The sequence below is a fragment of the Halomonas chromatireducens genome (assembly GCF_001545155.1).
Classification (GTDB): domain Bacteria; phylum Pseudomonadota; class Gammaproteobacteria; order Pseudomonadales; family Halomonadaceae; genus Halomonas; species Halomonas chromatireducens.
The window spans coordinates 3921814-3944415 of sequence record NZ_CP014226.1; the positions used below are offsets into that span (position 1 = coordinate 3921814).

Below are 22602 nucleotides of genomic sequence, written 5' to 3' on the forward strand. Positions count from 1 at the left end.
AGAGACAAGCAGGCTGACGCCAGGCGTGGCGCAGCCTCGGGTGCTATCGATCAGGCACGGCAAGACGATGCCGTCAGTCAGGCATTACCCCGCAGCGGCGAGGTCGGGGGGCGGGCGGCGCGGCATGCACCGTCCTTCATCGGCGTAGTGGCGCGACATGGATTCCTTCTCTATCGATGGCGTCGACGACGTACAGTCGAGAGTACCGGTGATCCAGTCTGCATGTAGGCAAGACCAGGGTGTCCCATGGCGGGACCTGTCAGGGATCGGTTATCAGTATTATTGCCTGATCCAAGGGTCGTATACCCTACTGATCTATCCTGAAAAAGTCCAATCGGTGCCGAATCGGCGGAAAATTGCGTCTAGTTGCGCCGAAATGTCGGCTGCGATCCCGCTGCGGGCTCAGTTGATCATTCCAGGAAGCCAGGTGGCGATGGCCGGGAAGGCGATCAGCAGGGCGACCAGCAGCATCGAGCAGAGGATATAGGGAATCGCCGCGGCGTAGATCTCGCGCATGGTGGTGCCCTTGGGGGCCACCCCCTTCATCACGAACAGCAGCAGCCCAAGCGGTGGCGTCGAGAAGCTGATCTCCAGGGCCAGCAGCACGATGATGCCGAACCAGATCGGATCGAAGCCCAGCACCTGCGCCAGCGGGAAGAAGAACGGCACCGTCAGCATCATGATGGAGATCTGCTCCATGAAGGTGCCGAGTACCAGCAGCACGGCGAACATCGCCAGCAGCATCAGGATGGGTGCCAGGTCGAAGCTGGTGGCCCACTGGATCAGTCCGCTGGAGGCGCCGGAGAAGGCCAGCAGCTGGCTGAAGGTGGCGGAGCCGAAAACGATCAGGTAGGCCATCAGCGTGACCTTCAGTGCCCCGGTGACCGATAGCTTGAACGCCTCCCAGGTCATGCAGCGGAAGACGAAGGCCAGCACCATGGCGCCCAGGGCTCCGAACGCAGCCGCCTCGGAAGGGGTGGCGAAGCCCATCAGCATCAGCGCCACGATCAGCACCATCACGCTGATCATCGGCACGATGTCGGTGAGAATCAGCATCAGCTTCTGCTTGAGGGGAACCGGCTCCAGTTCGTAGTTGGGGGCGGCAGAGGGGTCGATCCGGGTGTGGATCCAGATGGTGGCGATATAGAGACAGGCCAGCACCAGGCCCGGCAGAATGCCGGCGATAAGCAGGGCGCCGATGTCGATCTTGGCCAGGGTGGCCAGCAGTACCGCCAGCGCCGAGGGTGGAATGATGATGGCCAGGCCGCCGGTGCCCAGGATCGGGCCGATGGCCATGTGCTTCTTGTAGCCGCGGCGCTCCATCTCGGGCACCAGCAGCGAGCCCATCAGCGCCGTGGACCCCATGGAGGAGCCACTCAGGGTCGAGAACCCGGTACCCCCCACGACGGTGACATAGGATAGCCGGCCAGGCACCTTGCCCATCAGCTGGTCGATGGCATTGAACATCTTCATGCCCATGCCGGTGCGGAAGAACAGTTCGCCCATCAGCAGAAACAGCGGGATCGGCACCAGGTTGAAGCTTGACAGGGCGCCGAAGCCGTTGTTCAGCATTTGGATGATGCCGTTCTGTCCGCCCATGAAGTACCAGGCGCCGATGACGTTGGCGGCCAGGAACGCCAGCGCAATGGGCGTACCGATGGCCATGAAGCCGAGGATCAGGGCCAGGAGAAAGGCCAGGGCCAGATACCATTCCATTATTCTTTTATCCCCGCTTCGCCGCTGTGAAGAATGTCTCGACCCACCACGAAGCGGGCGAATTCGATGGCCATGAGAGAGAAACAGACCGGGTAGGCGATGGTGAGGATCCACTTCGGTACGAAGAAGGCGCGCACGTCATAGTCGCTGCGCTGGAGGTTCAGCATCACCAGGTCATAGCCCTTCCAGGCCAATACCACGCAGACCGTCACGCAGAGCAGGGCGACCAGCCGGCTCAATACCTGCAGGGCCAGCGGTGGCAGGATCGAGGTGAGCAGTTCGATATGCACGTGCCCCTTGTGCCTGACCAGCCAGGGCGCACCCAGCAGGGTCAGATAGAACATGGCGTACTCGGTGGAGAGGAAGAACCAGGCAGAGGGCTGCAGGCCCAGGTTGCGGATCACCACGGAGAGCACGATGGCGACCATCAGCCACACCAGCATGATGGCGGCCAGCAGGGCCATGCCGTTGAGCAGCAGAAGATAGGCGCGGGTTGCGTATCGCATAGCGTCATCCAGGGCCCGGCAGCGAGCCAGGCGGGAACAGGAAGGAGAGCCGGCCGCCTGGCGGCCGGCTCGTCATGCTTCAGAGGTCGTTGAACTTCTCGATCAGCTCGTCATAGTGCTCGAGGCCCATGGGGTGACGTTCCATCTGGCGACGCATGCGCTCCCAGGTGGCTTCACGGGCTGCTTCTGAAAAGCGCTCGCCGGCTTCGCCTTCCAGGCGGAAGACCTGCATGCCGTCGGCTTCCAGCTCTTCGAGCTGCTCCGTTGCCAGCACCTCGAAACGCTCTGCGCTTGCGCGCTCATGTTCGATGGCCACTTCCTGGAGGATCTCGCGAGCCTCTTCGCTCAGAGCGTTCCAGCTATCCAGGTTGAGGATGACGCCCATGTCGGTGGAGAAGAAATCGGGGTCGATCCGGTAGTTCAGGAAGCGATCCCAGTTGAGGTCCTTGAGGCCGATCTGGGTCCAGCCGGTGGCGTTGACCACGTTGCGCTCCAGCGCCGAGTAGACGTCGGTGGTGGGCAGGCTGATCGGCTGTGCGCCCAGGTAGTCCTGGAAGAAGGCGTCGTAGACCGGGTTGCTGCGCAGCGTCATTCCCGAGACGCTCAGGTTGCCGTCGTCGTCCAGGCGGGGCTCGTTGATCGTGTAGAGGTTGTAGCTGACACCGCTGTCGAACCAGCCCAGGTAATAGGTGCCCATCTTTTCCTGGTGTATCTCGTTGAGCAGGTCGATGCCGCCGTTCTCGCGGGCATGGATGGCGTTGGTGTTCGAGGCGACCATGGCATCGCGCTCCGGTACGGTGCCGGCGTAGAAGCTGGCCGCGGTATAGGCCATGTCGACCACACCGTTGCGGACCGCGTCGGGCTGCTCCGATAGGCCGATGACCTCGGGGCCGCCACGTACATCGATCTGTACCACGCCTTCACCGCGCTCGTTCACCTTGTCCACGAACTCGAGGAAGCTCTGGGTATAGATCAGTGAGGGAGGGAAGGCATGGACTGCGCTGATGCGATCCACGGCCGCTGCGTGGGTGGAGGCGAGCAGGGTCGCTACGCCAAGGGTGGCCAGTAGTTGCTTGTTCATCGTTTTTCTCCTCGATGGGATGGTACGGATGTTGCCGATTGTTGTTGGAGGCTTGCATCACGCAGTGCATGCACAAGCCGGGCAAGGGCCTGGTATCACCCTCTGGAAATGATCGTGGCGTCGCCTGGCGGTGTCTCGAGCCAGGGGTGTCGGCGCGCATAGTCGGCCGCGAATCGGGCGATCTTCGCCTGGTGCTGCCGGGTCATGTCGATGTCGTCCCAGCCGTTCAGCAGCTTGGTGCGCCAGCTGGGAGCGATCTCGAACTTCAGGTCGAGCGTACCGGCACGGACGCGGCACTCATCCAGGTCTACCCGCACCGGCCCGGGCTCACTGCCCAGGTGGGCAAGCAGGCGCTCGATATAGGTCTCTGGCAGCGTGGCCGGAAGCAGACCGTTGTTGACCGCATTGGACGAAAAGATGTCACCGAAGCTCGGGGCGATCACGCAGCGAAAGCCATGGTCCACCAAGGCGTAGACAGCGGCTTCACGGCTTGAACCGCCACCGAAGTTGCGTCGTGCCACGAGGATCTGGGCCTGCTCGGCCTTCGGATGATTGAGGATGAAGCCCGGACGGGGGCTGCCACGCTCATCGTAGCGCAGGTCATGCAGCAGGAACTGGCCGTAGCCGATGCTGCGCGGCTCCTTCATGAAGCGCGCCGGGATCAACTGGTCGGTATCCACGCTGGCCAGGGCCAGCGGACAGGCCAGGGTGTCCAGAATCTTGATGGGTGTCATCTCAGTCCTCCCGTTACAGCGCGCGGATGTCGGCCAGATGGCCGGCCACGGCAGCGGCAGCCACCATGGCCGGCGACATCAGGTGGGTTCTGGCCCCAGGCCCCTGGCGACCCTTGAAGTTGCGGTTGGTGGTCGAGGCACACCTTTCGCCGCTGGGCACCAGGTCACCGTTCATGGCCACGCACATGGAGCAGCCCGACTCCCTCCACTCCAGTCCCGCCTCCCGGAAGACGGTGTCCAGCCCCTCGGCTTCCGCCTGCTTCTTCACCTGGGTGGAGCCGGGAGAGACGATGCCGGGCACGCGGCTACGCCGACCTTGCAGCACCTCGGCTGCGGCGCGCAGGTCCTCGATGCGGGCGTTGGTGCAGGAGCCGATGAAGATCCGGTCGATGGCGATATCGGTCAGCTTCTGGCCGGGGGTGAGACCCATGTAGTCGAGGCTGTCGCGCATCTGGCGTGCCTTGCCCTCGTCGTGCTGGGTTGCGGGATCCGGCACGCAGCTGTCGATGGGCAGGGCTTCTTCCGGGGATACGCCCCAGGTCACGGTGGGAACGATCTCGGCGGCGTCCAGGGTGATGTCGCGGTCGAAGCGGGCCCCGTCATCGCTCTTCAAGGTCTGCCAATGGCGGATGGCCTGTTCCAGTCGTTCTCCTTCCGGCGCCCAGGGGCGGCCCTCGAGATAAGCGAAGCTGGTGTCGTCCGGGGCGATCATGCCGCAGCGGGCGCCGCCCTCGATGGAGAGGTTGCACAGGGTCAGCCGTGCCTCCATGGAGAGTCCGCGGATGGCGCTGCCGGCATATTCGATGGCGTGGCCACGGGCGCCGTCGGCGCCCAGGCGAGCGATCCAGGTCAGGGCGATGTCCTTGGCGGTAATGCCGGGGGCCAGGGTGCCCTCCACGGTCAGGCGCATCTGCCTGGGGCGGCTCTGCCACAGGGTCTGGGTGGCAAGTACATGGGCCACCTCCGAGGCACCGATGCCGAAGGCAACGCTGCCGAAGGCGCCGTGGGTGGACGTGTGACTGTCGCCGCAGACCATCAGCAGCCCGGGCTGAGTCAGGCCCTGCTCGGGCCCCAGCACATGGACGATGCCCTGGCGGGGGTCGTCCAGGCCGAACAGGGTGATGGCATGTTCACGGGTGTTGTCTGCCAACTGTTCGATCATGCCGCGGACCTTGGCATCGTCGATGTCGTCGAGGCGGCGGGTCAGGGTCGGCACGTAGTGATCGGCGATACCGAAAGTAAGGTCGGCCCGCGCCACGGGCAGGCCTCGCTCGCGCAGCTTGTTGAAGGCGTGGAAGGAGCCCTCATGCACGAAGTGACGGTCGATCCACAGCAGGCTCTCGCCGCTTTCGCTGCGATGGATCTCGTGGGCGTCCCACACCTTGTCGAACAGTGTCGTTGGCATTGTCATGACGGTTCGTTTTACCGAGGTTGTGTTATTTTCATCCCGCTATACTCATACAACTATCCCAGACCGCCGCACAGGTCAAATGTATTTTATTTCCTTTTTTATATGTATTAAAAATAGAACAGCCTTGGTGCCGTGTCACTCTGCGTCTCACGCTTCCTGATGTTCGGGCTTCGCCCGCTGGGGCTCCGACGACATCGGCTCCCAGTATCGAGCGGCTTCATCGCCGGTACGGTTCAGATCGATCTGGATGCGGTAACGGTCGGGGCGGTATAGCGCGTCGAGATGCTCCACGCCGCGCCCCTCCTCGTCGTAAACCACCCGGGTCAGAGCGATCAGCGGTGAGCCCACCGATACATCGAGCGCCTCAGCCACCTCATGGGTGGCCAGTGTTGCCGAGATGGTCTGCGCGGCGTGATCGACCTTCACACCGCTGCGCTCGAGCAGAGCGAAAAGCGGTGTCTGCGAAAGGTCAGCCTCGTTGTAGTGCAGGGCGATGTATTCCGGGACGTGGGTCACCAGGTAGGAGAATGGCTTGTCATCGGCCATGCGCACGCGAATCGAACGCTGCACGCGCTCCCCCTCGCGGAGGCCCAGGCCCTCCCGCACCGGCTCCGGCGGCTTGACGTAGCAGAACTCCAGCAGGCGCACCCGCGAGGCCTTGCTCATCTTGACCATGTTGGGCATCAGGTTGGCGACGCTGGCAGTCATGACGGTGGCGTCCAGAGGCTGCTCCAGCACAACGGTGCCGAGCCCCGGCTTGCGTGCCACCAGCCCCGCCTCGTTGAGTGCCTGCATGGCGCGCCTGACAGTGACCCGCGATACGCCGTACTGATCGGCCAGCTTCAGCTCGCCGGGGAGCTTTCGCCCCGGGGCCAGTCGACCGCTGAGAATCGCATCCTTGAGCAGCAGATAGATGCGATGGGACTTGGTGCCCCCGACGGAATTCGCATGCGTATCGTTCATGGTTGGGTCCTTGTCGTTGTTGCCGGTCTGTATGAAGAGCTTGACGCGAGGCATTGGGTAGACATAGAAATGTATTATGCATAGGACAGGTTGCTGTGCCATGCAATATGAAGAATAGCGCCAAACAACGATAAAGGCTTCCTTGGAGAACACCCATGCCCGTCATTCAGGTCAGTCTGATCCGAGGCTACTCCGGCGAATTGAAACAGCGCCTGTGCGCTCGGCTTACCGATGCCGTGCGCCACAGCATTGCCGCTGACCCTGAAGGCATCACCGTGCTGGTGCATGAAGTGGAGCCCGATGCCTACATGCGAGGCGGTCGCCAGCGCATGCCGGGAGCGGAAGGTAAGGACGGCAAGCCCGGCATGAGCCCCGAGCAAGTGGTGCGCGCCTTTCTCTCGGCCATGGAGGCTCGTGATCTCGGTGCTGCCAAGACCCTGCTCGACGATGAGTTCGTCATGACGTTCCCCGGCAGCGGCGAGATGCATCGTCTCGAAGAACTGGTGGCCTGGGCCGGCGGCCGCTACCGCTTCGTGCGCAAGTGCATTGCAGCAGTGGAAACCTGTGGCGATGGCGATGAGACGACGGTGTTCTGTCACGGCGAACTCAGCGGTGAGTGGCCCGACGGTACCCCCTTCTCCGGCGTGCGCTTCATCGACCGCTTCGAACTGCGCCGCGGCAGGATCGTTCGCCAGCAGGTCTGGAACGACCTGGCGCTGGCACGGCCCTGAAGTGGCCCTTTCGTTTCCCTTTTCGATTTCATGAACATTCGAGGAATTCTCTTGCCATGACTCTTCACGCCAGTGACCTCAAGGCCAGGCTGAGCGATCCGGGGATCGTCGTCGCCCCGGGTGTCTACGACGCCTTGAGCGCTTCGCTTGCCGCCGATGCCGGATTCGACACTGTCTATCTTTCCGGGGCCAGCATTGCCTATACCCAGCTCGGCCGTCCCGACATCGGCCTGGTCAGCGTGAGCGAGGTCAACGACGTGATGTCTCACATCCGTGAGCGCACCGAGCTGTCGGTGGTGGTCGATTGCGACACCGGCTTCGGCAATGCCATGAACGTGATGCGCAGCGTGCGCATGCTGGAGCGATCCGGTGCCAATGCGATACAGCTGGAAGACCAGACCTATCCCAAGCGTTGCGGCCATCTGCGTGGCAAGACCCTGGTGTCCGAGGGCGAGATGGTGGGTAAGCTCAAGGCGGCAATGGATGCCCGTGAAAGTGACTCGACCCTGATCATCGGCCGCACCGATGCGGTGGCGGTGGAGGGTACGGCGCGGGCCATTGAGCGAGCCCATGCCTACCGCGAGGCCGGGATCGACGTGCTGTTCATCGAGGGTATCCGCAGCGACGAAGACATCGCCAGCATCATGGCCGAGTTTCGCGGCAAGATTCCGATCATGGCCAACATGGTGGAGGGGGGCGACACGCCGTTGCAGAACGCCCAGGCGCTCCAGCAGCTAGGCTTTTCGCTGGTGATCTTCCCCGGTGCCCTGGTACGCGCCTTCACCCACATGGCGAGCCAGTTTTTCACCACCCTGCGCCGTGACGGTACCACCGACGCCTTTCGCGAGCGCATGCTCGACTTCGGACAGCTCAACGAGGTGCTCGGCACCCGAAAGATGCTCGAGCTGGGCGAGAAGTACGACGGCCGAAGAGAACAATGACCGATCCTTCAGGAGAGAGCGCATGATTACCACCGACAAGACCGCCAAGGAGATCTTCTTCGAGGTGATGGCCAACCCCCAGCGCGTGCCGTTCGGTTTCGGTAACAAGGCGGTGCTGGTCAACGTCGACCCGCAGAAGGCCTATACCCGAACCGACCTGTTCAAGACCGCCTACGAGACCGACCCCAACCAGCTCGACTACGTCAACCAGCTGGCCCGCTCGTTCCGACAGCTCGGCTGGCCGGTAGTCTGGACCCACGTGGCGTTCCTCGACTCCGCAGAAGACGCCGGCGTATGGGGCACACGGACCGATACCCCCGACTCGTTGCAGAACATCAAGTACGGCTCTGAGCGTGCCGAATTCGATGAGCGGGTGGAGATCGACCCACACGATGTCGTCTACACCAAGCGCATGCCCTCGGCCTTCTTCGAGACCCCGCTGCAGTCGCTGCTGGTATGGCATCAGGTCGATACCGTGATCGTTACCGGCGGCTCCACCTCCGGCTGTATCCGTGCCACCGCGGTGGATAGCCTCTCCCGTGGCTACCGTACCGTCGTGCCCATGGAGTGCGTTGCCGACAAGCACGAGAGCTACCACTACGCCAACCTGACCGACCTGCATCTCAAGTACGCCGATGTCATGCCGGTGGCCGAGGTGCTGAGCTGGCTCGAAGCTCGTGCTGCCGAGCAGGGCTGAGCGTCTCGGCGAGAGTGGAAGAGGAGTGTGCAACATGAAGGAAACGCTTGGTGCCTATGACTACTGGCCCTACGAGAATCGCCCGAAGATCACCTGGCCGGGCGGGGCGCGGGTCGCCTTCTGGGTGGCACCCAATATCGAGTACTACGAGCTCGACCCGCCCCAGAATCCGCAGCGCAAGCCATGGCCGACGCCCCACCCCTCGGTGCCTGGCTACAGCATTCGCGATTATGGCAACCGAGTGGGCCACCAGCGCCAGATGGCCCTGCTCGACAAGTACGGCATTCGCGGCTCGGTGTCGCTGTCGGTGGCGCTCTGCGAACACCATCCCGAGATCATCGAGATGTGCCGTGAGCGCGACTGGGAGTTCTTCAGCCACGGCATCTACAACACCCGCTACACCTATGGCATGGGTGAGGCCCAGGAGCGGGAGATGATTCGCGACAGCCTCGAGGCGATCCACCGCCACACCGGGCAGAAGTGTGCGGGCTACCTGGCCCCGGCGCTCTCCCATTCGGAGCGGACCCTGGACCTGTTCGCCGAGGAGGGCCAGGCGCTGTTCGGCGACGAGGCGGGCTTCTATACCTGTGACCTGTTCCACGATGACCAGCCCACGCCGATCCGGCTGCGCTCGGGCCGCCGCTTCGTCTCCATGCCCTATTCGCTGGAGATGAACGACACCATCGTCTACGCCGTGAACAAGGTGGAGCCACGCCATTACCTGACCATGCTCAAGCGCCACTTCGACCGGCTCTATGCCGAAGGCGCCGAATCGGGCACGGTGATGTGCATTCCCACCCACAACTACCAGGTCAGCTGCCCGCATCGAATCAAGGCCTTCGAGGAGGCGCTGGAGTACATCACCGGCCACAGCGACGTCTGGCTCGCCCCCGGCCGCGTGATCGCCAGCCACTATCTTGCCCACCACTACGACGATGCCCTGCGCGACATCGACGCCAGGGCCATCCCCGCCAGGAGGCGCTGAGCCATGTCCTCGAAAAGTTCGTCTCTCGACAAGGATTACCTGACCTATCCCTGGCGCCGACACGGCTACGATCATGACCGCTACGACTGGTCGATGCTGGCACAGCGGCCCCCGGTCCAATGGCCTGGCGGCAAGACCCTGGCGGTCTGGATCAACGTGTCGCTGCAGTTCTACCCGCTCAACCAGCGTGGGGTACCCTTCAAGGTGCCCAACGGCATGACCATGCCCTATCCCGACCTGCGCCACTACTCGCTGCGCGACTACGGCAACCGGGTGGGTATCTACCGCATGCTGGCGGCCTTCGAGAAGCATGGCATCCGTCCCACCTGGGCGATCAATGCCCAGCTTGCCGAGCAGACACCCTACCTGGTGGAGCGTCTCAAGGCATACGGCGGCGAGTTCCTCTGCCACGGCTGGAACATGGACCATCTGCACTATGGCGGGCAGGATCGCGACGAGGAGGCCGAGATCGTACGCCGCTCGGTAGAGACGCTGCGCGAGCAGATCGGACAGCCCATTCGCGGCTGGCTCAGCCCGGCTCGCTCGCAGAGCTGGCACACGCCGGAGCTGCTGGCAGAGAACGGCATCGCCTACTGCGCCGACTGGGTCAACGACGATATGCCCTACGCCTTCGCCACGGACAACGGGCCGCTGGCCATGATGCCCCTGTCGACCGAGATCGAGGATCAGTTCGTGATGTGCCAGAACCTCCATTCGGAAGACGCCTGGGTCGAGCAGGTCAAGGATGCCTTCGACTTTCTCCTGCAGGAGTCGAGGGAGCAAGGGGGACGGATGCTGGCGCTCAGCCTGCATCCCTGGCTGGTGGGTCAACCCCACCGTATCGCCTGCCTGGAGGAGGTGCTGGCCCATATCGCCGGCCATGACGAAGTCTGGCAGGCACCGGCCGGCGAGATACTCGACGCCTTCCAGGGCGCTGGCCAAGAGGAGGCGCGCTGATGGGCATCGTGGCCTTCCATGACGCTGATACCTTCGAGGTGTCCCTGCCGCTGCTGATCGTCGGCGCGGGAGCCTGCGGCCTGGTGGCGGCACTGGCGGCCCGGGAGTGTGGCATCGAGCTGGCGGTGCTCGAGCGCGATGCATTGCCGCGGGGCAGCACCTTCATGTCTTCCGGCTTCATACCCGCCGCCGGCACCCGCTTTCAGGCCGACAAGGGGGTAGACGACAGCCCCGAGCTGATGGCGAAAGATATCCAGGCGAAGAACGGTGATGAGGCTGACCCGGCCATCGTCCAGACGCTGGCCGGATACTCCGGTCGAGTGGTGGAGTGGCTGGCCGATACCCATGGCGTGCCGTTCGACCTGGTCGACGGCTTTCTTTATCCCGGACATAGCCGCATGCGGATGCATGCCACGCCGCGGCGAACCGGTGAGGAACTGATGGGGAGCTTGCTGACCGCTGCCGAGACGGCGGGTATCGATATCCTGACCCAGGCCCGGGTGGTCGATCTGCATGTCGACGAGGCTCGACGGGTGCGCGGTGTCACCCTCGAGCGCCCCGATGGGAGTCAGGAGCGCATTGGCTGCGAGGCTATGATCCTGGCCTGCAACGGCTACGGCGGCAACCCGGAACTGGTGGCGCGCTACCTGCCCACCTTGAAAAATGCTCTCTACTACGGCCACGAAGGGAACCAGGGTGATGCCCTTCTCTGGGGCGAGGCCATGGGAGCCAGCCTGAAGGATCTGGGAGCCTGCCAGGGGCATGGCTCCCTGGCCACGCCACATCAGACATTGATCAGTTGGGCGTTGATGATGCGCGGAGGCATCCAGGTCAACCTTGAAGGACGGCGCTTCTCCAGCGAGCACGGTGGCTATTCGGAGCAGGCGGCCAAGGTGCTGGCTCAGCCGGGCCGTGTGGCCTGGAACCTGTTCGATGCGCGTATCCATCATGCAGCGCTCGAGTTCGAGGACTACCGCAACGCGCATATTGCCGGGGCAGTGCGCACCTTCGCGACGCTGGAGTCGATGGCGAAGGGGCTGGATCTGCCACTGGATGCCCTTGAACAGACCTTCGACGAAATGCGGACCCTGGCCGGGAACGGCGAGGCAGATGCCTTCGGTCGCAGCTTCTCGCCGGAGACCCTGCTAGTGCCTCCCTATTACGCCATTCGTGTAACCGGTGCGCTGTTCCATACCCAGGGAGGGCTGGAAGTCGACACCCAGGCGCGGGTAGTGGGGCAGGAGGGCAGTATCTTTCCCAACCTGTTTGCCGCCGGCGGCGCGGCGCGGGGCGTTTCGGGCTCGAATGACAGCGGCTACCTGTCGGGCAACGGCCTGCTCAGCGCCGTGGTGATGGGGGCCATTGCCGGGCGTGAGGCGTCACGCCAGCTACGGCGGGGCGGGACGGCCTGACAGACAGAGTGCTCAGGGCGCGGGCATCACCAGTTCACGCGCCTCACCCATCAGGAAGGCGTGGTTCACCTCCAGCGCTTCGCGCAGGAAGTCCCACAGCAGCCTTACCCGGGCCAGGCGGCGCTGTTCCTGGCGTGCGGTGATCCAGAAATGGCGCACGATCTCTACCTCGTCGTCCAGCACGCTGTCGAGCGTATCGCTGGTCTCGGCCATGAAGCAGGGCAGCACGGCAAGCCCGGCCCCGCTCAGCGTGGCGGCATGCTGGGTGGTCACGCTGGTGCTGCGTATCGAGAAGTGCGGCCCCGGCTGGCCCACCACGGCGGGGTCGAGCAGTGGCTCCAGGTAGCTGAGCTGCTCGCTGAAGATCAGGTCATCCACATAGCCGATCAGCCGGTGGCGGCCGAGTTCCGTGAGCCCTGCGGGTTTGCCGTGGCGGGCGAGGTAGTCACGGCTGCCGTACAGGCGCAACCGGTAATCGCAGAGCCGTGAGATCACCATGCCGGGGCTGACCGGGCGCTCGACGGTGATGGCCAGGTCCGCTTCATGGCGGCTCAGGTTGACCACCCGTGGCAGTGCCAGCAGGTCCAGGGTGATGCCGGGGTGGCGTTCGCAGAAGAGGGAGAGCAGCGGGGCGATCACCCAGGTGCCAAAGCCCTCGGTGACCCCCAGGCGAATCTGGCCGCTGAGCTGGTGGTTCTTGTCGGTAAGGTTTTCGCCGGCTTCGAAGGCGTGCCGGGCCATCTCCTCGGCGTGGGCCAGCAGCTGCTGGCCCGCTTCGGTCAGATGGTAGCCATGCGTGCTACGCTCGAAGAGCTGGGTATTGAGTTTCTGCTCGAAGCGGCGGGTGCGCCGCGACAGGGTGGAGTGGTCAAGCCCCAGGCGCCGGGCGGCGTCGGTCAGCCGTTGGCTGCGGGCCACTTCCAGAAAGATCTGTATGTCCTGCCAGTCGAGCATGAGGGCCTCCGGGTGCGCGGTGCGGTTGTGCATTGGCGCACAAGCAATGTGCCCGAGTGCCCGTTGTCAGGCAATCCGACCTCTGGCTAGACTCATGGCATTCCATTCCGTGTGCTAATACACACAAAGTCTAATATCTGCCTTGCCGCGACAAGCCCATCACAACGATAAGCAGACAGTGCAGGCAGACTAGAGCCAGCAGACACAAGAGAGGAGCACGCACCATGTCAGTCCGCGAGATTCCGATGTACATCGACGGCAAGCCCGTCCCGTCCAATAGCCAGGAGTGGCGCGACGTGGTCAACCCGGCGACCCAGGAAGTGGTCGCCAGGGTACCGTTCTGCTCCGCCGAGGAGGTCGACCGCGCTGTCGCCAGCGCCAAGGAAGCCTTCAAGACCTGGCGCAAGGTGCCGCTGGGCAAGCGCATGCGCATCATGCTCAAGCTGCAGGCGCTGGTGCGTGAGCACACCCCGGAGCTCGCCGCCCTGATCACGGAAGAGCACGGCAAGACGCTGCCCGACGCCGAGGGCGAGGTGGGTCGTGGCCTGGAAGTGATCGAACACGCCTGCTCGATCACCTCGCTGCAGCTTGGTGAGCTGGCCGAGAACGCCGGCACCGAGATCGACGTCTACACCCTCAACCAGCCGCTGGGCGTGGGTGCCGGCATCACCGCCTTCAACTTCCCGATCATGCTGCCCTGCTTCATGTTCCCGCTGGCCATCGCCACCGGCAACACCTTCGTGCTCAAGCCCTCCGAGCAGGACCCGAGCTCCACCATGCGTCTGGTCGAGCTGGCCCACGAAGCGGGTGTACCGGCCGGCGTGCTCAACGTGGTTCACGGTGGACCGGACGTGGCCAACCAGATCGCCGACCATGCCGACATCAAGGCGCTCTCCTTCATCGGCTCGAGCCACGTGGGCTCGCTGCTCTATGATCGTGCCGCCAAGGCCGGCAAGCGCATGCAGGCGATGATGGGCGCCAAGAACCACTGTGTCGTCATGCCCGACGCCAACCGCAGCCAGGCCATCAACAACCTGCTGGGTTCCGCCTTCGGTGCCGCTGGCCAGCGCTGCATGGCCAACTCCGTGGTGGTGCTGGTAGGCGAGGCCAAGGCGTGGCTCGATGATATCGTCGACGGCGCCCGCAACATGAAGGTCGGCCCCGGCACCCAGCGCGATGCCGATCTCGGCCCACTGGTCTCTCCGGCCGCCCGTGACCGTGTGATTCGACTGATCGACGCCGGCGAGCAGGAGGGCGCCAAGCTGCTGGTCGACGGCCGCGGCTATGAGGTATCGGGCTACGAGCATGGCAACTTCGTCGGGCCCACCGTGTTCGCCGACGTGACGCCTGAGATGACCATCTACCGGGAGGAGATCTTCGGGCCGGTGCTCTGCGTGGTCAGCGTCGATACCCTGGATGAGGCGATCGAATTCGTCAACGCCAATCCCAACGGCAATGGCACCTCGATCTTCACCAACTCCGGCTGGGTGGCGCGTCGCTTCGAGAGCGACATCGACGTGGGCCAGGTCGGCATCAACGTGCCGATTCCGGTGCCCGTGGCCTACTTCAGTTTCACCGGTTCCCGCGGTTCCAAGCTGGGCGACCTGGGCCCCAACGGCAAGCAGGCCATCGCCTTCTGGACCCAGACCAAGACCGTCACTGCGCGCTGGTTCGAGCCCGAGAACGTCTCAAGCGGTATCAACAGCACCATCTCGTTGAGCTGAGCTGGAATCGGCTGACCGCCTGACGCCCGGCCCCGCTTCATCGAGAAGCGGGGCCGTTTCAGCTTCTGGGCGGGAGCGTTTCAGTTGTTGGAGAAAGGGTGGCCACAAGGGGCGGCCCACCACGGAGCTTGGCCGCCGGACACTCTGACTGTTGTCAAGGCTTGCCTGGCTGGTTTTGGGGATATCCCTTTTTTCAACGGCGCCAAAGTCTCATTAGCTGATATGGTAGATTCAACACCTGCCAGCGAGGAGCTCACGTGACCAGGCGCCTCTTGTATTTCTTGCCAACCTTCGTGGCGTTTCGCTGGCTGGCACTGCTGCTGTTCTTGCTGCCAGGGCATGCGCTGGCCGCTATCGATGTCGGTACCCTGAGAGGGGAGCTTAACCTCAGTCCGCACGTTCTGTTGCTGGAAGACAGGGCGCGTGAGTTTGATATCGAGCGGCTGCTGCGTCACGGTGAGGCACTGGAGTGGGAGCGCTCCCGCCAGCAAACCCTCAATTTCAGCTTTTCCGATTCCGCCTGGTGGCTAACGCTGCGGGTCGAGAACGATACCGCTCTCCCTGTGCGCCGGCTGCTGGAACTGGCCATGCCGTTGCACGACTATCTCGATGGTTACGTGGTGGACCAGCAGGGCGAAATCGTCAGGGAGTGGCAGACTGGCAACCGTCGCAGCTTCGACACCCGGCCTATCTCCCATCGCACCTTCGTGCTGCCCATCCATGTGCCGGCTGGCGAGTCGCGGCAGGTCTTCCTGCGGCTGGATACCCACGACGGGCTCTATGATGCGACGCCACTCTACCTCATGGATGATGCCAGCTTTCTGGCCAAGGCCCAGCGGGAGCTGATGGCATTCAGCCTCTACTTCGGTGCCCTGTTGGCGTTGTTGATCTACAACCTGCTGCTTTACCTTGCCACCCGTGAACGGCCCTTGCTGCACTACGTCGCCTATCTCGGCACCTTCTTCATCCTGATGTTCTCGTCGCGAGGCTTCGCCTTTCAGTACTGGTGGCCGGACATGCCGATGTTCAACAACCAGATGGTGCCGCTCAATATCGGCCTGTTCGCCGTCACCCTCGCAATCTTCAGTGAAAGCTACATGAACCTTCGCCAGCACGCACCCCGCTTGACCCGAGTGCTGTATGGTCTTGCCGGCCTGTGCATGATCAGCGCGCTACCGGCACTTTTCGGTCACTATGCGGCGGTATTCCACCTGATGATTCCCGGTGCCATCCTGCTTTCCTGCCTGTTGCTCGGTGTGGCAGTCTGGCGCAGCTATAGCGGCGACACCCTGGCTCGCATTTACCTGGTGGCGTGGAGCGTGCTACTCATCGGGATAACGCTCTACTTCCTGCGGGTGGCGGGGGTGTTGCCCTACAATGTCGTCACGGAATACGCCGTCCAGGTCGGGTCGGGGATCGAGTTTCTACTGCTATCCCTCGGGCTGGCCTGGAAGATCAACAAGTTCAAGAACGAAAAGCTCGCCGCCGAGCGCGCCACCCTTGATCTGCAGCGTTCGCTCAACGAGCGCCTGGAACGGGAGGTGGCTCAGCGTACACAGGAGCTGGAAAAAGCCAACCAACAGCTTACCACCCTGGCTCGCACCGACCCTCTGACGGGGCTGTTGAATCGGCGACAGTTTCAGGAGTTGATGGAAGAGGAGCTGCAGCGACGGCGTCGCAGCGGCCAGCCGCTGCTGTTTTCAATAATGGATATCGACGACTTCAAGCTCTACAACGACACTTATGGCCACCATGCCGGCGATGAAGTGCTGGTGAGGGTATCCACTCTCTTGCTGGAGCATTTTCGTCGGGCCGGCGACCGCCTGTTCCGCCTGGGCGGGGAGGAGTTTGGCCTGCTGCTGGACGTAGAGTCGCTGGAGGAGGGCCAGCGGGCGCTGGAAAAATTTCGCGGAGCCCTTCAGGAGCTGAGCATTCGCCATGAGACGTCCAGCTATGGGGTTATCACGTCCTCGTTTGGTCTGGTCGCCTGTCGTGGGTGCGATGCCGTGCGTGATGTTGGAACCCTCTACCGCCTTGCCGATCACGCCATGTACGAGGCCAAGGCGCATCATCGGAACCGGGTGGTGACGTGCTCGCATTTGAATGCGTCCGACTGAGTACGAGCATGGACAATGTGTTTACGTTGACGTTAACTGTGTCCAGTCCATAGAGTCCCAGCAGGAGTCCGCCATGTCGACGCCCATCAGCCGCTTTCCCATACCCGAATCGATCCAGGATCTGCCTGCGGATATTCGTGACGCCATGCTGGCGGTACAGGAGAAGGCCGGCTTTGTGCCCAACGTCTTCCTGATGCTGGCCCATCGCCCGGCAGAGTTTCGCGCCTTCTTCGCCTATCACGATGCGCTGATGGAGCGGGAGTCGGACACGCTGACCAAGGCTGAGAAGGAGATGATCGTGGTGGCCACCAGCGCCCGCAATCACTGCCTCTACTGCGTGGTGGCCCACGGCGCCCTGGTACGCATCTACAGCAAGGACCCGCTGCTGGCCGATCAGGTCGCCATCAACCACCGCACGGCACCGCTGAGCGAGCGCCATCGGCTCATGCTCGACTTCGCCTTTCACTGCGGCCTGGACGTGGGCGAACTCACCGACGAATGGCAGACGCGTTTGCTGAACGCCGGCTTCACCCTGGATGACATCTGGGACATTGGCGCCATCACCGCTTTCTTCGGGCTCTCCAATCGCCTGGTTACCCTCACCGGCACGCCGCCCAACGACGAGTTTTACCTGATGGGCCGGGTGCCGCGTGAGAAGGTCTAACAGGTAGGAAGCAATCGAGGCGTCCGACGTGTATTGAAGCTCACTCAGGCGCTTTCCCGGCATCCTTCCAACAACTGCAGCACCGGAACCAGCTGGCTTTCATGCAGCACCAGCACGGTGTCTACCGTGGCGTCCCTCTCGGTGGGGGAAATCACGGCGAATTCACCTTCCTCCAGATGGAATTCGTGAATCTCGCGAGGTCCGTGCGGGGTCGTGCAGCGTGCCGTGCGGTAGGAGTCATCTTCGCCGTAGGTGAGGCGGTGGTAGACCTTGAAGAACGTATAAAGATAGAGCCCCTGGTCGAAGGCGGGCCAGCGGGCGGGAATGGTGCGGGTCTCCTCGTCGAGGGCCTGGCCGTTGGCTTCGGCCTGGTTGATGGCATGCTCGAGCGGGCGGGCCAGCAGCGAGGCATTATCCTTGGGAAAAGGCTGCGAAGCCTCGAAGGCCTGGTGGTAACGATCAACCGCCTTGCGCAGGTCTTCGAGTGAGCCGATGCGATGGTCGCTGTGGTCCAGGTCGGCGGGCTCGAAGCTGCCGTTTTCCCAGCCATGGATCACCCTCAGCATTAGCTGGCCTTTGGCCATGGGCTGCAGCAGCAGGTCATCGATGGCGACCCGCAAGTGCAGCTGCCGCTCGATCACTTGGTTGTCGAAAGCGCTGTAGGGGTCGGCGAAGATGGCATGCAACCGTCCGGGGGCGTGTTCCTTGGCTTCGGTAAACGGCATCGGTAGTCTCGGCGAGAGTGGTCGTTCGCTGGTAGCGACTGTTGTATCATCACTCGTCCCATCAATCATGGACGCTAGACGGTTATATCGGCCATCCTGACAATAACTTGAGTTAAATTACTCGACAATCCATTCACTGTCGCCAGGGGAGTCCCGCCGTGCAACCGGCAGGGGCTGAGAGAGCCAAGCGCTGACCCTGGAACCTGATCCGGTTCATACCGGCGGAGGAAGTGCGACATGCCCTACCTGACGTCTGCCGTGCTCGGCGCGGCGCTGCTCTGCTTTGCCTATCTGGGCCTGCGCGCCCGGCGGGCCGACGGCCTGCTCGATGACTACGTGACTGCCCGCAACTCCCAGGGAGCCCAGGCCATCGGCCTGTCGTTCCTGGCCTCCAGCATGGGGGCCTGGATCCTCTTTGCGCCGCCGGAGATCGGCGCCTTCGTCGGGCCTGTGGCGCTGGCTGGCTACGCCATCGGCTCGTCGCTGCCGTTCCTGATACTGGGACTCTACGGCCCCGCCATCCGACGCCACCTGCCGCAGGGACGCAGCATCGGTGAATTCGCCGAGGCCTGCTATGGCGCCGGGGTGCGGCGCTGGGTCTCCTTCGTTTCCGTTGCCTACATGGCCATCTTCCTGGCCGCCGAGCTAACTGCCATCGGCGCCATTGCCGCGCTGCTCTCCGATGTGCCGCCTTCACTGGTGATCCTCGGCGTGGCGGTGGTCACCCTGGTCTACACCACCCTTGGCGGCCTGCGGGCGAGCCTGGCCACCGATCGCTGGCAGGCCTGGCTGCTGCTGGCCCTGCTGGTACTGGTCGGCGGCGTGGCCTGGTGGTGGCTGCCGCCCATGCCCGCCGGGGCGATCATGCCCTCGATTCCCACCGGCAGCGCACTCTCCGTGGCGCTGACCCTGGTGATCGCGGTCACCGCGGCCAACCTCTTCCACCAGGGCTACTGGCAGCGTATCTGGGCGGCCGAGGATGACCGCGCCCTGGGCCGCGGGGCGCTGCTGGGTGGGGCCAGCAGCCTGCTGGTGGTGATGGCCATCGGCGGGTTGGGCATGCTGGCGGCCATGCATGCGCTGCCGCTGGGCGAGCCGCCGATCCCCTTCTTCGCACTGCTCTCCGCCGCGCCGGCCTGGCTGGGCCTTCCGGCTCTGGTGCTGGCGGTAACGCTGGGTGCCTCCAGCGTGGATACCCCGCAGAACGCCATCGCCTCCATGGCTGTGGCCAGCTCCGGGGGGCGCGGGCTCTCGGTTCGCGGGGCACGGCTCGTCACGGTGGCGCTGATGGCACCGGTGGCATGGGTGGCCCTTCAGGGCTTCTCGGTGCTGCGGCTGTTCCTGATCGCCGACCTGCTCTGCGCGGCCATCGTGGTGCCGGTGCTGCTGGGCCTGTGGCGGCGCATGTCACCGCTGGCGGCGGTGGCCGGCGGCGTGGCGGGCCTGCTTGGCGCGGTGGTGCCGGGATGGGTTGCCCAGGGCAGCCTGGCCGCCGGTGTGCTGGCGGCGAGCTTCCCCGACAGCATTCCCACCCTGGCGCCGTTCCTCGGTGCGCTGCTCGCTTCCACCCTGGCCAGCCTGCTGATCGCCTGGCTGCGCCCCGGGACGAAATTTCACCTGGCAAGCAAGGGAGACGCCTGATGACGACACGCTCTGACTGGAACGCCTGGGCCGCCAGCCGTGAATCGGCGCGCATCACCGACTGGCTTCGCGAGATCAGCGAGCCGGACTGGTCGGCCACGGTGAACCACCCGCTGTTCGACGCCCTGGCCGAGGGGCGGCTTGTGGGGGGCGACTTTGCCGCCTACATGGTGCAGGACTACGGCTTCGTCGATCCCTTTACCGCCCTGATCGGCCACGCTATCGGCCACGCGCCGAGCATGGCGGACCGGGTAGTGCTGGGCCAGTTCATGGGCATGCTGACCAGCGACGAGAACAGCACCTTCCAGCGCACCTTCGACGCCTTCGAGGTGCCTGCGTCCCTGCGCGAGGCGCCGGATTACCTGCCGCAGACCCTGGCGTTTCGCGAGCTGCTGCACGACACCGGCCAGGGCGGCGACTACGCCGAGATCCTGACGGTGCTGGTGGTCACCGAGTGGGTCTACCTCGAGTGGGCGCTGCGGGTGACCCGCGTAGACGGGCTGCACCCGTTGATGGGGGAGTGGATCGATCTGCACGACAACCCCGCCTTTCAGGAGTTCGTGGCCTGGCTGCGCCAGCGCCTGGACGAGGAGGCGGCGGCGCTCGATGACACCGCCTTCGCTCGGATGGCCGAGCGCTTCCGCGACACCGTGGCGAAGGAGCGTGCCTTCCACGACGCCGTGCAGCCGCGCTGAGGCAGAGCGCGCAGGTGCAGTCGCCGCCTCGTCTTGTGGCAAGACATGACGGTTTGGCATGGACAGCCGTCCCGTCTGCGGTCCACCCTCTCTCTATTACCTCCCCTGAACAACGATAGAGGAAGCATCATGAGCGATACGCCCGAGGATCCGCGCCGCCGTCATTCCGCCCCGGTAGTGGATGGGGTCGGCAAGTCCGCCAGCCGTGCCATGCTGCGTGCGGTGGGCTTCACCGATGAGGATTTCAAGAAGCCCCAGGTGGGCATCGCCTCCACCTGGAGCAATCTCACGCCCTGCAACAGCCATATCCATGCCCTCGCCGAGCGGGCCAGTGACGGCGCCGACGCGGCCGGCGGCAAGGGGGTGATCTTCAACACCATCACCATCTCCGACGGTATCGCCAACGGCACCGAGGGCATGAAGTATTCGCTGGTATCGCGGGAGGTGATCGCCGACTCCATCGAGACCGTGGCCGGCTGTGAGGGCTTCGACGGCCTGGTGGCCATCGGCGGCTGCGACAAGAACATGCCCGGCTGCCTGATGGGGCTGGCGCGGCTCGACCGGCCCAGCGTGTTCGTCTACGGCGGTACCATCCTGCCCGGCGAGGGCCACACCGATATCGTCTCGGTGTTCGAGGCGGTGGGTGCCTACACCCGCGGAGACCTGGACCTGATCGAGGTGAAGCAGATCGAGGAGAAGGCGATTCCCGGCCCCGGCTCCTGCGGCGGCATGTACACCGCCAACACCATGGCGTCGGCCATCGAGGCGCTGGGCATGAGCCTGCCGGGTAGCTCGGCGCAGAATGCGGTGTCCCAGGAGAAGCGCGACGACTGCGAGGCGGCGGGTGCCGCGGTACTGGAGCTGCTGGCGCGGGACATCAAGCCCTCGGACATCATGACCGGTGACGCCTTCGAGAACGCCATCACCGTGGTCATCGCCTTAGGAGGCTCCACCAATGCGGTGCTGCACCTGATCGCCATGGCCAACACCGTGGGGGTGCCGCTCTCGCTCGAGGACTTCACCGAAATCGGCAAGCGGGTGCCGGTGCTCGCCGACCTGCGCCCCAGCGGCCACTACATGATGAGCGAGCTGGTGGCGATCGGCGGCATCCAGCCGCTGATGAAGATGCTGCTCGATGCCGGGCTGCTGCATGGCGACTGCCTGACGGTCACCGGCCGGACGCTGGCCGAGAACCTGGCCGACGTGGCGCCCTATGCCGAGGGGCAGTCGATCATCGCGCCGCTGTCGGCACCGCTGAAGGCCGAGAGCCACCTGCGGATCCTCTACGGCAACCTGGCGCCCGAAGGGGCCGTGGCCAAGATCACCGGCAAGGAAGGCACGCGCTTTACCGGCAGTGCGCGGGTGTTCGGCTCGGAGGAGGAGGCCCAGGCACGCATCAACGACGGCACGGTGGTGGCCGGTGACGTGGTGGTGATCCGCTACGAGGGACCCAAGGGCGGACCCGGCATGCGCGAGATGCTCACCCCGACCTCGGCGATCATGGGCCGGGGGCTCGGCAACGACGTGGCCTTGATCACCGACGGGCGCTTCTCCGGCGGCAGCCATGGCTTCGTGGTCGGCCACGTGTCGCCCGAGGCCTTCGATGGCGGGCCGCTGGCGCTGGTCGAGAACGGCGACACCATCACCATCGACGCCGAGGCCAATACCATCGAGGTGGCGATCGATGACGGCGAGATGCAGCGGCGTCGGGCCGCCTGGCGGCAGCCGGCACCACGCTATACCCGCGGTGTGTTGGCCAAGTACGCCAGGACGGTCAGCTCCGCCTCTACCGGTGCGGTGACCGACCGGCTGGATTGATTCGCCTCGCCATCCACTAAGCATCACTTTCTAGCCCCCTATCGGTTTCCCGGTGGGGGCGGTCCGATTTTGCAGGATATCCATCCTTTCCTGGAGTGTGGCTACCGAACTGGACTTGTCTGCAGAGAAC

20 protein-coding genes and 1 riboswitch are annotated in these 22602 nt (G+C 64.1%); of the genes, 12 read left to right on the top strand and 8 right to left on the bottom strand.

Annotated elements, in window-relative coordinates; all coding sequences use genetic code 11:
* Positions 1 to 402: 402 nt before the first annotated feature.
* The 6 genes from LOKO_RS18215 to LOKO_RS18240 form a co-directional block, all read right to left on the bottom strand.
* Positions 403 to 1716 (bottom strand): TRAP transporter large permease, encoded by a 1314-nt coding sequence (locus LOKO_RS18215; protein ID WP_066452092.1) that lies wholly within the window; start codon positions 1714 to 1716, stop codon positions 403 to 405.
* Positions 1716 to 2222 carry a TRAP transporter small permease gene (locus tag LOKO_RS18220; RefSeq protein ID WP_066452093.1) on the bottom strand — a complete coding sequence of 169 codons (507 nt, stop codon included), beginning with the start codon at positions 2220 to 2222 and terminating at the stop codon, positions 1716 to 1718. Before LOKO_RS18220 ends, LOKO_RS18215 begins: the two co-directional genes overlap by 1 nt.
* Positions 2223 to 2301: 79 nt before the next feature.
* A complete protein-coding gene (dctP, locus tag LOKO_RS18225) occupies positions 2302 to 3303 on the bottom strand; it encodes a TRAP transporter substrate-binding protein DctP (protein ID WP_066452094.1) in 1002 nt (333 codons plus the stop codon).
* Between the two features lie 95 nt (positions 3304 to 3398).
* Positions 3399 to 4037, bottom strand: coding sequence for a 3-isopropylmalate dehydratase small subunit (leuD, locus tag LOKO_RS18230; protein ID WP_066452095.1), 639 nt, complete (start codon positions 4035 to 4037; stop codon positions 3399 to 3401).
* Positions 4038 to 4050: 13 nt separating this feature from the next.
* Positions 4051 to 5448 carry a 3-isopropylmalate dehydratase large subunit gene (gene leuC, locus LOKO_RS18235; RefSeq protein ID WP_066452096.1) on the bottom strand — a complete coding sequence of 466 codons (1398 nt, stop codon included), beginning with the start codon at positions 5446 to 5448 and terminating at the stop codon, positions 4051 to 4053.
* Positions 5449 to 5595: 147 nt separating this feature from the next.
* Entirely contained in the window at positions 5596 to 6411 is an 816-nt protein-coding gene (locus LOKO_RS18240; protein ID WP_066452097.1) for a GntR family transcriptional regulator, read from the bottom strand.
* 155 nt (positions 6412 to 6566) lie between these two features.
* Between LOKO_RS18240 and LOKO_RS18245 the strand changes: the two genes are divergently transcribed.
* The 6 genes from LOKO_RS18245 to LOKO_RS18270 are packed head-to-tail and all read left to right on the top strand — an operon-like array spanning position 6567 to position 12134.
* Positions 6567 to 7142 (top strand): nuclear transport factor 2 family protein, encoded by a 576-nt coding sequence (locus LOKO_RS18245; RefSeq protein WP_066452098.1) that lies wholly within the window; start codon positions 6567 to 6569, stop codon positions 7140 to 7142.
* A gap of 56 nt (positions 7143 to 7198) precedes the next feature.
* Positions 7199 to 8083 carry an isocitrate lyase/PEP mutase family protein gene (locus LOKO_RS18250; RefSeq protein ID WP_066452099.1) on the top strand — a complete coding sequence of 295 codons (885 nt, stop codon included), beginning with the start codon at positions 7199 to 7201 and terminating at the stop codon, positions 8081 to 8083.
* Positions 8084 to 8105: 22 nt separating this feature from the next.
* A complete protein-coding gene (locus LOKO_RS18255; RefSeq protein ID WP_066452100.1) occupies positions 8106 to 8780 on the top strand; it encodes an isochorismatase family protein in 675 nt (224 codons plus the stop codon).
* A gap of 34 nt (positions 8781 to 8814) precedes the next feature.
* Entirely contained in the window at positions 8815 to 9765 is a 951-nt protein-coding gene (locus tag LOKO_RS18260; protein WP_066452101.1) for a polysaccharide deacetylase family protein, read from the top strand.
* Between the two features lie 3 nt (positions 9766 to 9768).
* The gene (locus LOKO_RS18265) at positions 9769 to 10722 is read left to right on the top strand and encodes a polysaccharide deacetylase family protein (RefSeq protein ID WP_066452102.1); all 954 of its coding nucleotides are present in this window, start codon (positions 9769 to 9771) and stop codon (positions 10720 to 10722) included.
* Positions 10722 to 12134 (top strand): FAD-dependent oxidoreductase, encoded by a 1413-nt coding sequence (locus LOKO_RS18270; RefSeq protein WP_066452103.1) that lies wholly within the window; start codon positions 10722 to 10724, stop codon positions 12132 to 12134. The genes LOKO_RS18265 and LOKO_RS18270 overlap by 1 nt, the downstream gene beginning before the upstream one ends.
* A gap of 12 nt (positions 12135 to 12146) precedes the next feature.
* Here the strand turns inward: LOKO_RS18270 and LOKO_RS18275 are convergent, their stop codons facing one another.
* The gene (locus LOKO_RS18275; protein WP_066452104.1) at positions 12147 to 13088 is read right to left on the bottom strand and encodes a LysR family transcriptional regulator; all 942 of its coding nucleotides are present in this window, start codon (positions 13086 to 13088) and stop codon (positions 12147 to 12149) included.
* Between the two features lie 224 nt (positions 13089 to 13312).
* On the opposite strand from LOKO_RS18275, the gene LOKO_RS18280 reads away from it, so the two are divergent.
* The 3 genes from LOKO_RS18280 to LOKO_RS18290 all read left to right on the top strand — a co-directional run bounded on the left by LOKO_RS18280 (position 13313) and on the right by LOKO_RS18290 (position 17593).
* Positions 13313 to 14812: a CoA-acylating methylmalonate-semialdehyde dehydrogenase gene (locus LOKO_RS18280; RefSeq protein WP_066452105.1), complete on the top strand. Its 1500-nt coding sequence runs from the start codon at positions 13313 to 13315 to the stop codon at positions 14810 to 14812.
* Between the two features lie 257 nt (positions 14813 to 15069).
* Positions 15070 to 16929 carry a diguanylate cyclase gene (locus LOKO_RS18285; protein ID WP_066452106.1) on the top strand — a complete coding sequence of 620 codons (1860 nt, stop codon included), beginning with the start codon at positions 15070 to 15072 and terminating at the stop codon, positions 16927 to 16929.
* Between the two features lie 73 nt (positions 16930 to 17002).
* Positions 17003 to 17593 carry a peroxidase-related enzyme gene (locus LOKO_RS18290; RefSeq protein ID WP_066452107.1) on the top strand — a complete coding sequence of 197 codons (591 nt, stop codon included), beginning with the start codon at positions 17003 to 17005 and terminating at the stop codon, positions 17591 to 17593.
* A 44-nt stretch (positions 17594 to 17637) separates the two neighbouring features.
* On the opposite strand, the gene LOKO_RS18295 is transcribed toward LOKO_RS18290, so the two are convergent.
* Complete coding sequence (locus LOKO_RS18295; RefSeq protein WP_066452108.1) at positions 17638 to 18318, bottom strand: hypothetical protein; 681 nt, start codon at positions 18316 to 18318, stop codon at positions 17638 to 17640.
* A 134-nt stretch (positions 18319 to 18452) separates the two neighbouring features.
* A riboswitch (TPP riboswitch) is annotated at positions 18453 to 18566 on the top strand.
* Here LOKO_RS18295 and LOKO_RS18300 point away from each other — a divergent pair.
* The 3 genes from LOKO_RS18300 to ilvD all read left to right on the top strand — a co-directional run bounded on the left by LOKO_RS18300 (position 18556) and on the right by ilvD (position 22472).
* Entirely contained in the window at positions 18556 to 19959 is a 1404-nt protein-coding gene (locus LOKO_RS18300; RefSeq protein ID WP_066452109.1) for a sodium:solute symporter family transporter, read from the top strand. It overlaps the preceding riboswitch by 11 nt.
* Positions 19959 to 20654: a TenA family protein gene (locus tag LOKO_RS18305; protein ID WP_066452110.1), complete on the top strand. Its 696-nt coding sequence runs from the start codon at positions 19959 to 19961 to the stop codon at positions 20652 to 20654. The genes LOKO_RS18300 and LOKO_RS18305 overlap by 1 nt, the downstream gene beginning before the upstream one ends.
* A gap of 129 nt (positions 20655 to 20783) precedes the next feature.
* Positions 20784 to 22472 (top strand): dihydroxy-acid dehydratase, encoded by a 1689-nt coding sequence (gene ilvD, locus LOKO_RS18310; protein ID WP_066452111.1) that lies wholly within the window; start codon positions 20784 to 20786, stop codon positions 22470 to 22472.
* Positions 22473 to 22602 lie beyond the last annotated feature (130 nt).

Bases quoted from the DNA above. Each gene is read 5' to 3' on its own strand.
- LOKO_RS18275 (WP_066452104.1), bottom strand. From the start codon at position 13,088: ATGCTCGACTGGCAGGACATACAGATCTTTCTGGAAGTGGCCCGCAGC.
- LOKO_RS18240 (WP_066452097.1), bottom strand. From the start codon at position 6,411: ATGAACGATACGCATGCGAATTCCGTCGGGGGCACCAAGTCCCATCGC.
- LOKO_RS18290 (WP_066452107.1), top strand. From the start codon at position 17,003: ATGTCGACGCCCATCAGCCGCTTTCCCATACCCGAATCGATCCAGGAT.
- LOKO_RS18250 (WP_066452099.1), top strand. From the start codon at position 7,199: ATGACTCTTCACGCCAGTGACCTCAAGGCCAGGCTGAGCGATCCGGGG.
- ilvD (WP_066452111.1), top strand. From the start codon at position 20,784: ATGAGCGATACGCCCGAGGATCCGCGCCGCCGTCATTCCGCCCCGGTA.
- LOKO_RS18245 (WP_066452098.1), top strand. From the start codon at position 6,567: ATGCCCGTCATTCAGGTCAGTCTGATCCGAGGCTACTCCGGCGAATTG.
- LOKO_RS18255 (WP_066452100.1), top strand. From the start codon at position 8,106: ATGATTACCACCGACAAGACCGCCAAGGAGATCTTCTTCGAGGTGATG.
- LOKO_RS18265 (WP_066452102.1), top strand. From the start codon at position 9,769: ATGTCCTCGAAAAGTTCGTCTCTCGACAAGGATTACCTGACCTATCCC.
- LOKO_RS18295 (WP_066452108.1), bottom strand. From the start codon at position 18,318: ATGCCGTTTACCGAAGCCAAGGAACACGCCCCCGGACGGTTGCATGCC.
- LOKO_RS18220 (WP_066452093.1), bottom strand. From the start codon at position 2,222: ATGCGATACGCAACCCGCGCCTATCTTCTGCTGCTCAACGGCATGGCC.
- LOKO_RS18260 (WP_066452101.1), top strand. From the start codon at position 8,815: ATGAAGGAAACGCTTGGTGCCTATGACTACTGGCCCTACGAGAATCGC.
- LOKO_RS18305 (WP_066452110.1), top strand. From the start codon at position 19,959: ATGACGACACGCTCTGACTGGAACGCCTGGGCCGCCAGCCGTGAATCG.
- LOKO_RS18280 (WP_066452105.1), top strand. From the start codon at position 13,313: ATGTCAGTCCGCGAGATTCCGATGTACATCGACGGCAAGCCCGTCCCG.
- LOKO_RS18215 (WP_066452092.1), bottom strand. From the start codon at position 1,716: ATGGAATGGTATCTGGCCCTGGCCTTTCTCCTGGCCCTGATCCTCGGC.
- LOKO_RS18270 (WP_066452103.1), top strand. From the start codon at position 10,722: ATGGGCATCGTGGCCTTCCATGACGCTGATACCTTCGAGGTGTCCCTG.
- dctP (WP_066452094.1), bottom strand. From the start codon at position 3,303: ATGAACAAGCAACTACTGGCCACCCTTGGCGTAGCGACCCTGCTCGCC.
- leuC (WP_066452096.1), bottom strand. From the start codon at position 5,448: ATGACAATGCCAACGACACTGTTCGACAAGGTGTGGGACGCCCACGAG.
- LOKO_RS18300 (WP_066452109.1), top strand. From the start codon at position 18,556: ATGCCCTACCTGACGTCTGCCGTGCTCGGCGCGGCGCTGCTCTGCTTT.
- leuD (WP_066452095.1), bottom strand. From the start codon at position 4,037: ATGACACCCATCAAGATTCTGGACACCCTGGCCTGTCCGCTGGCCCTG.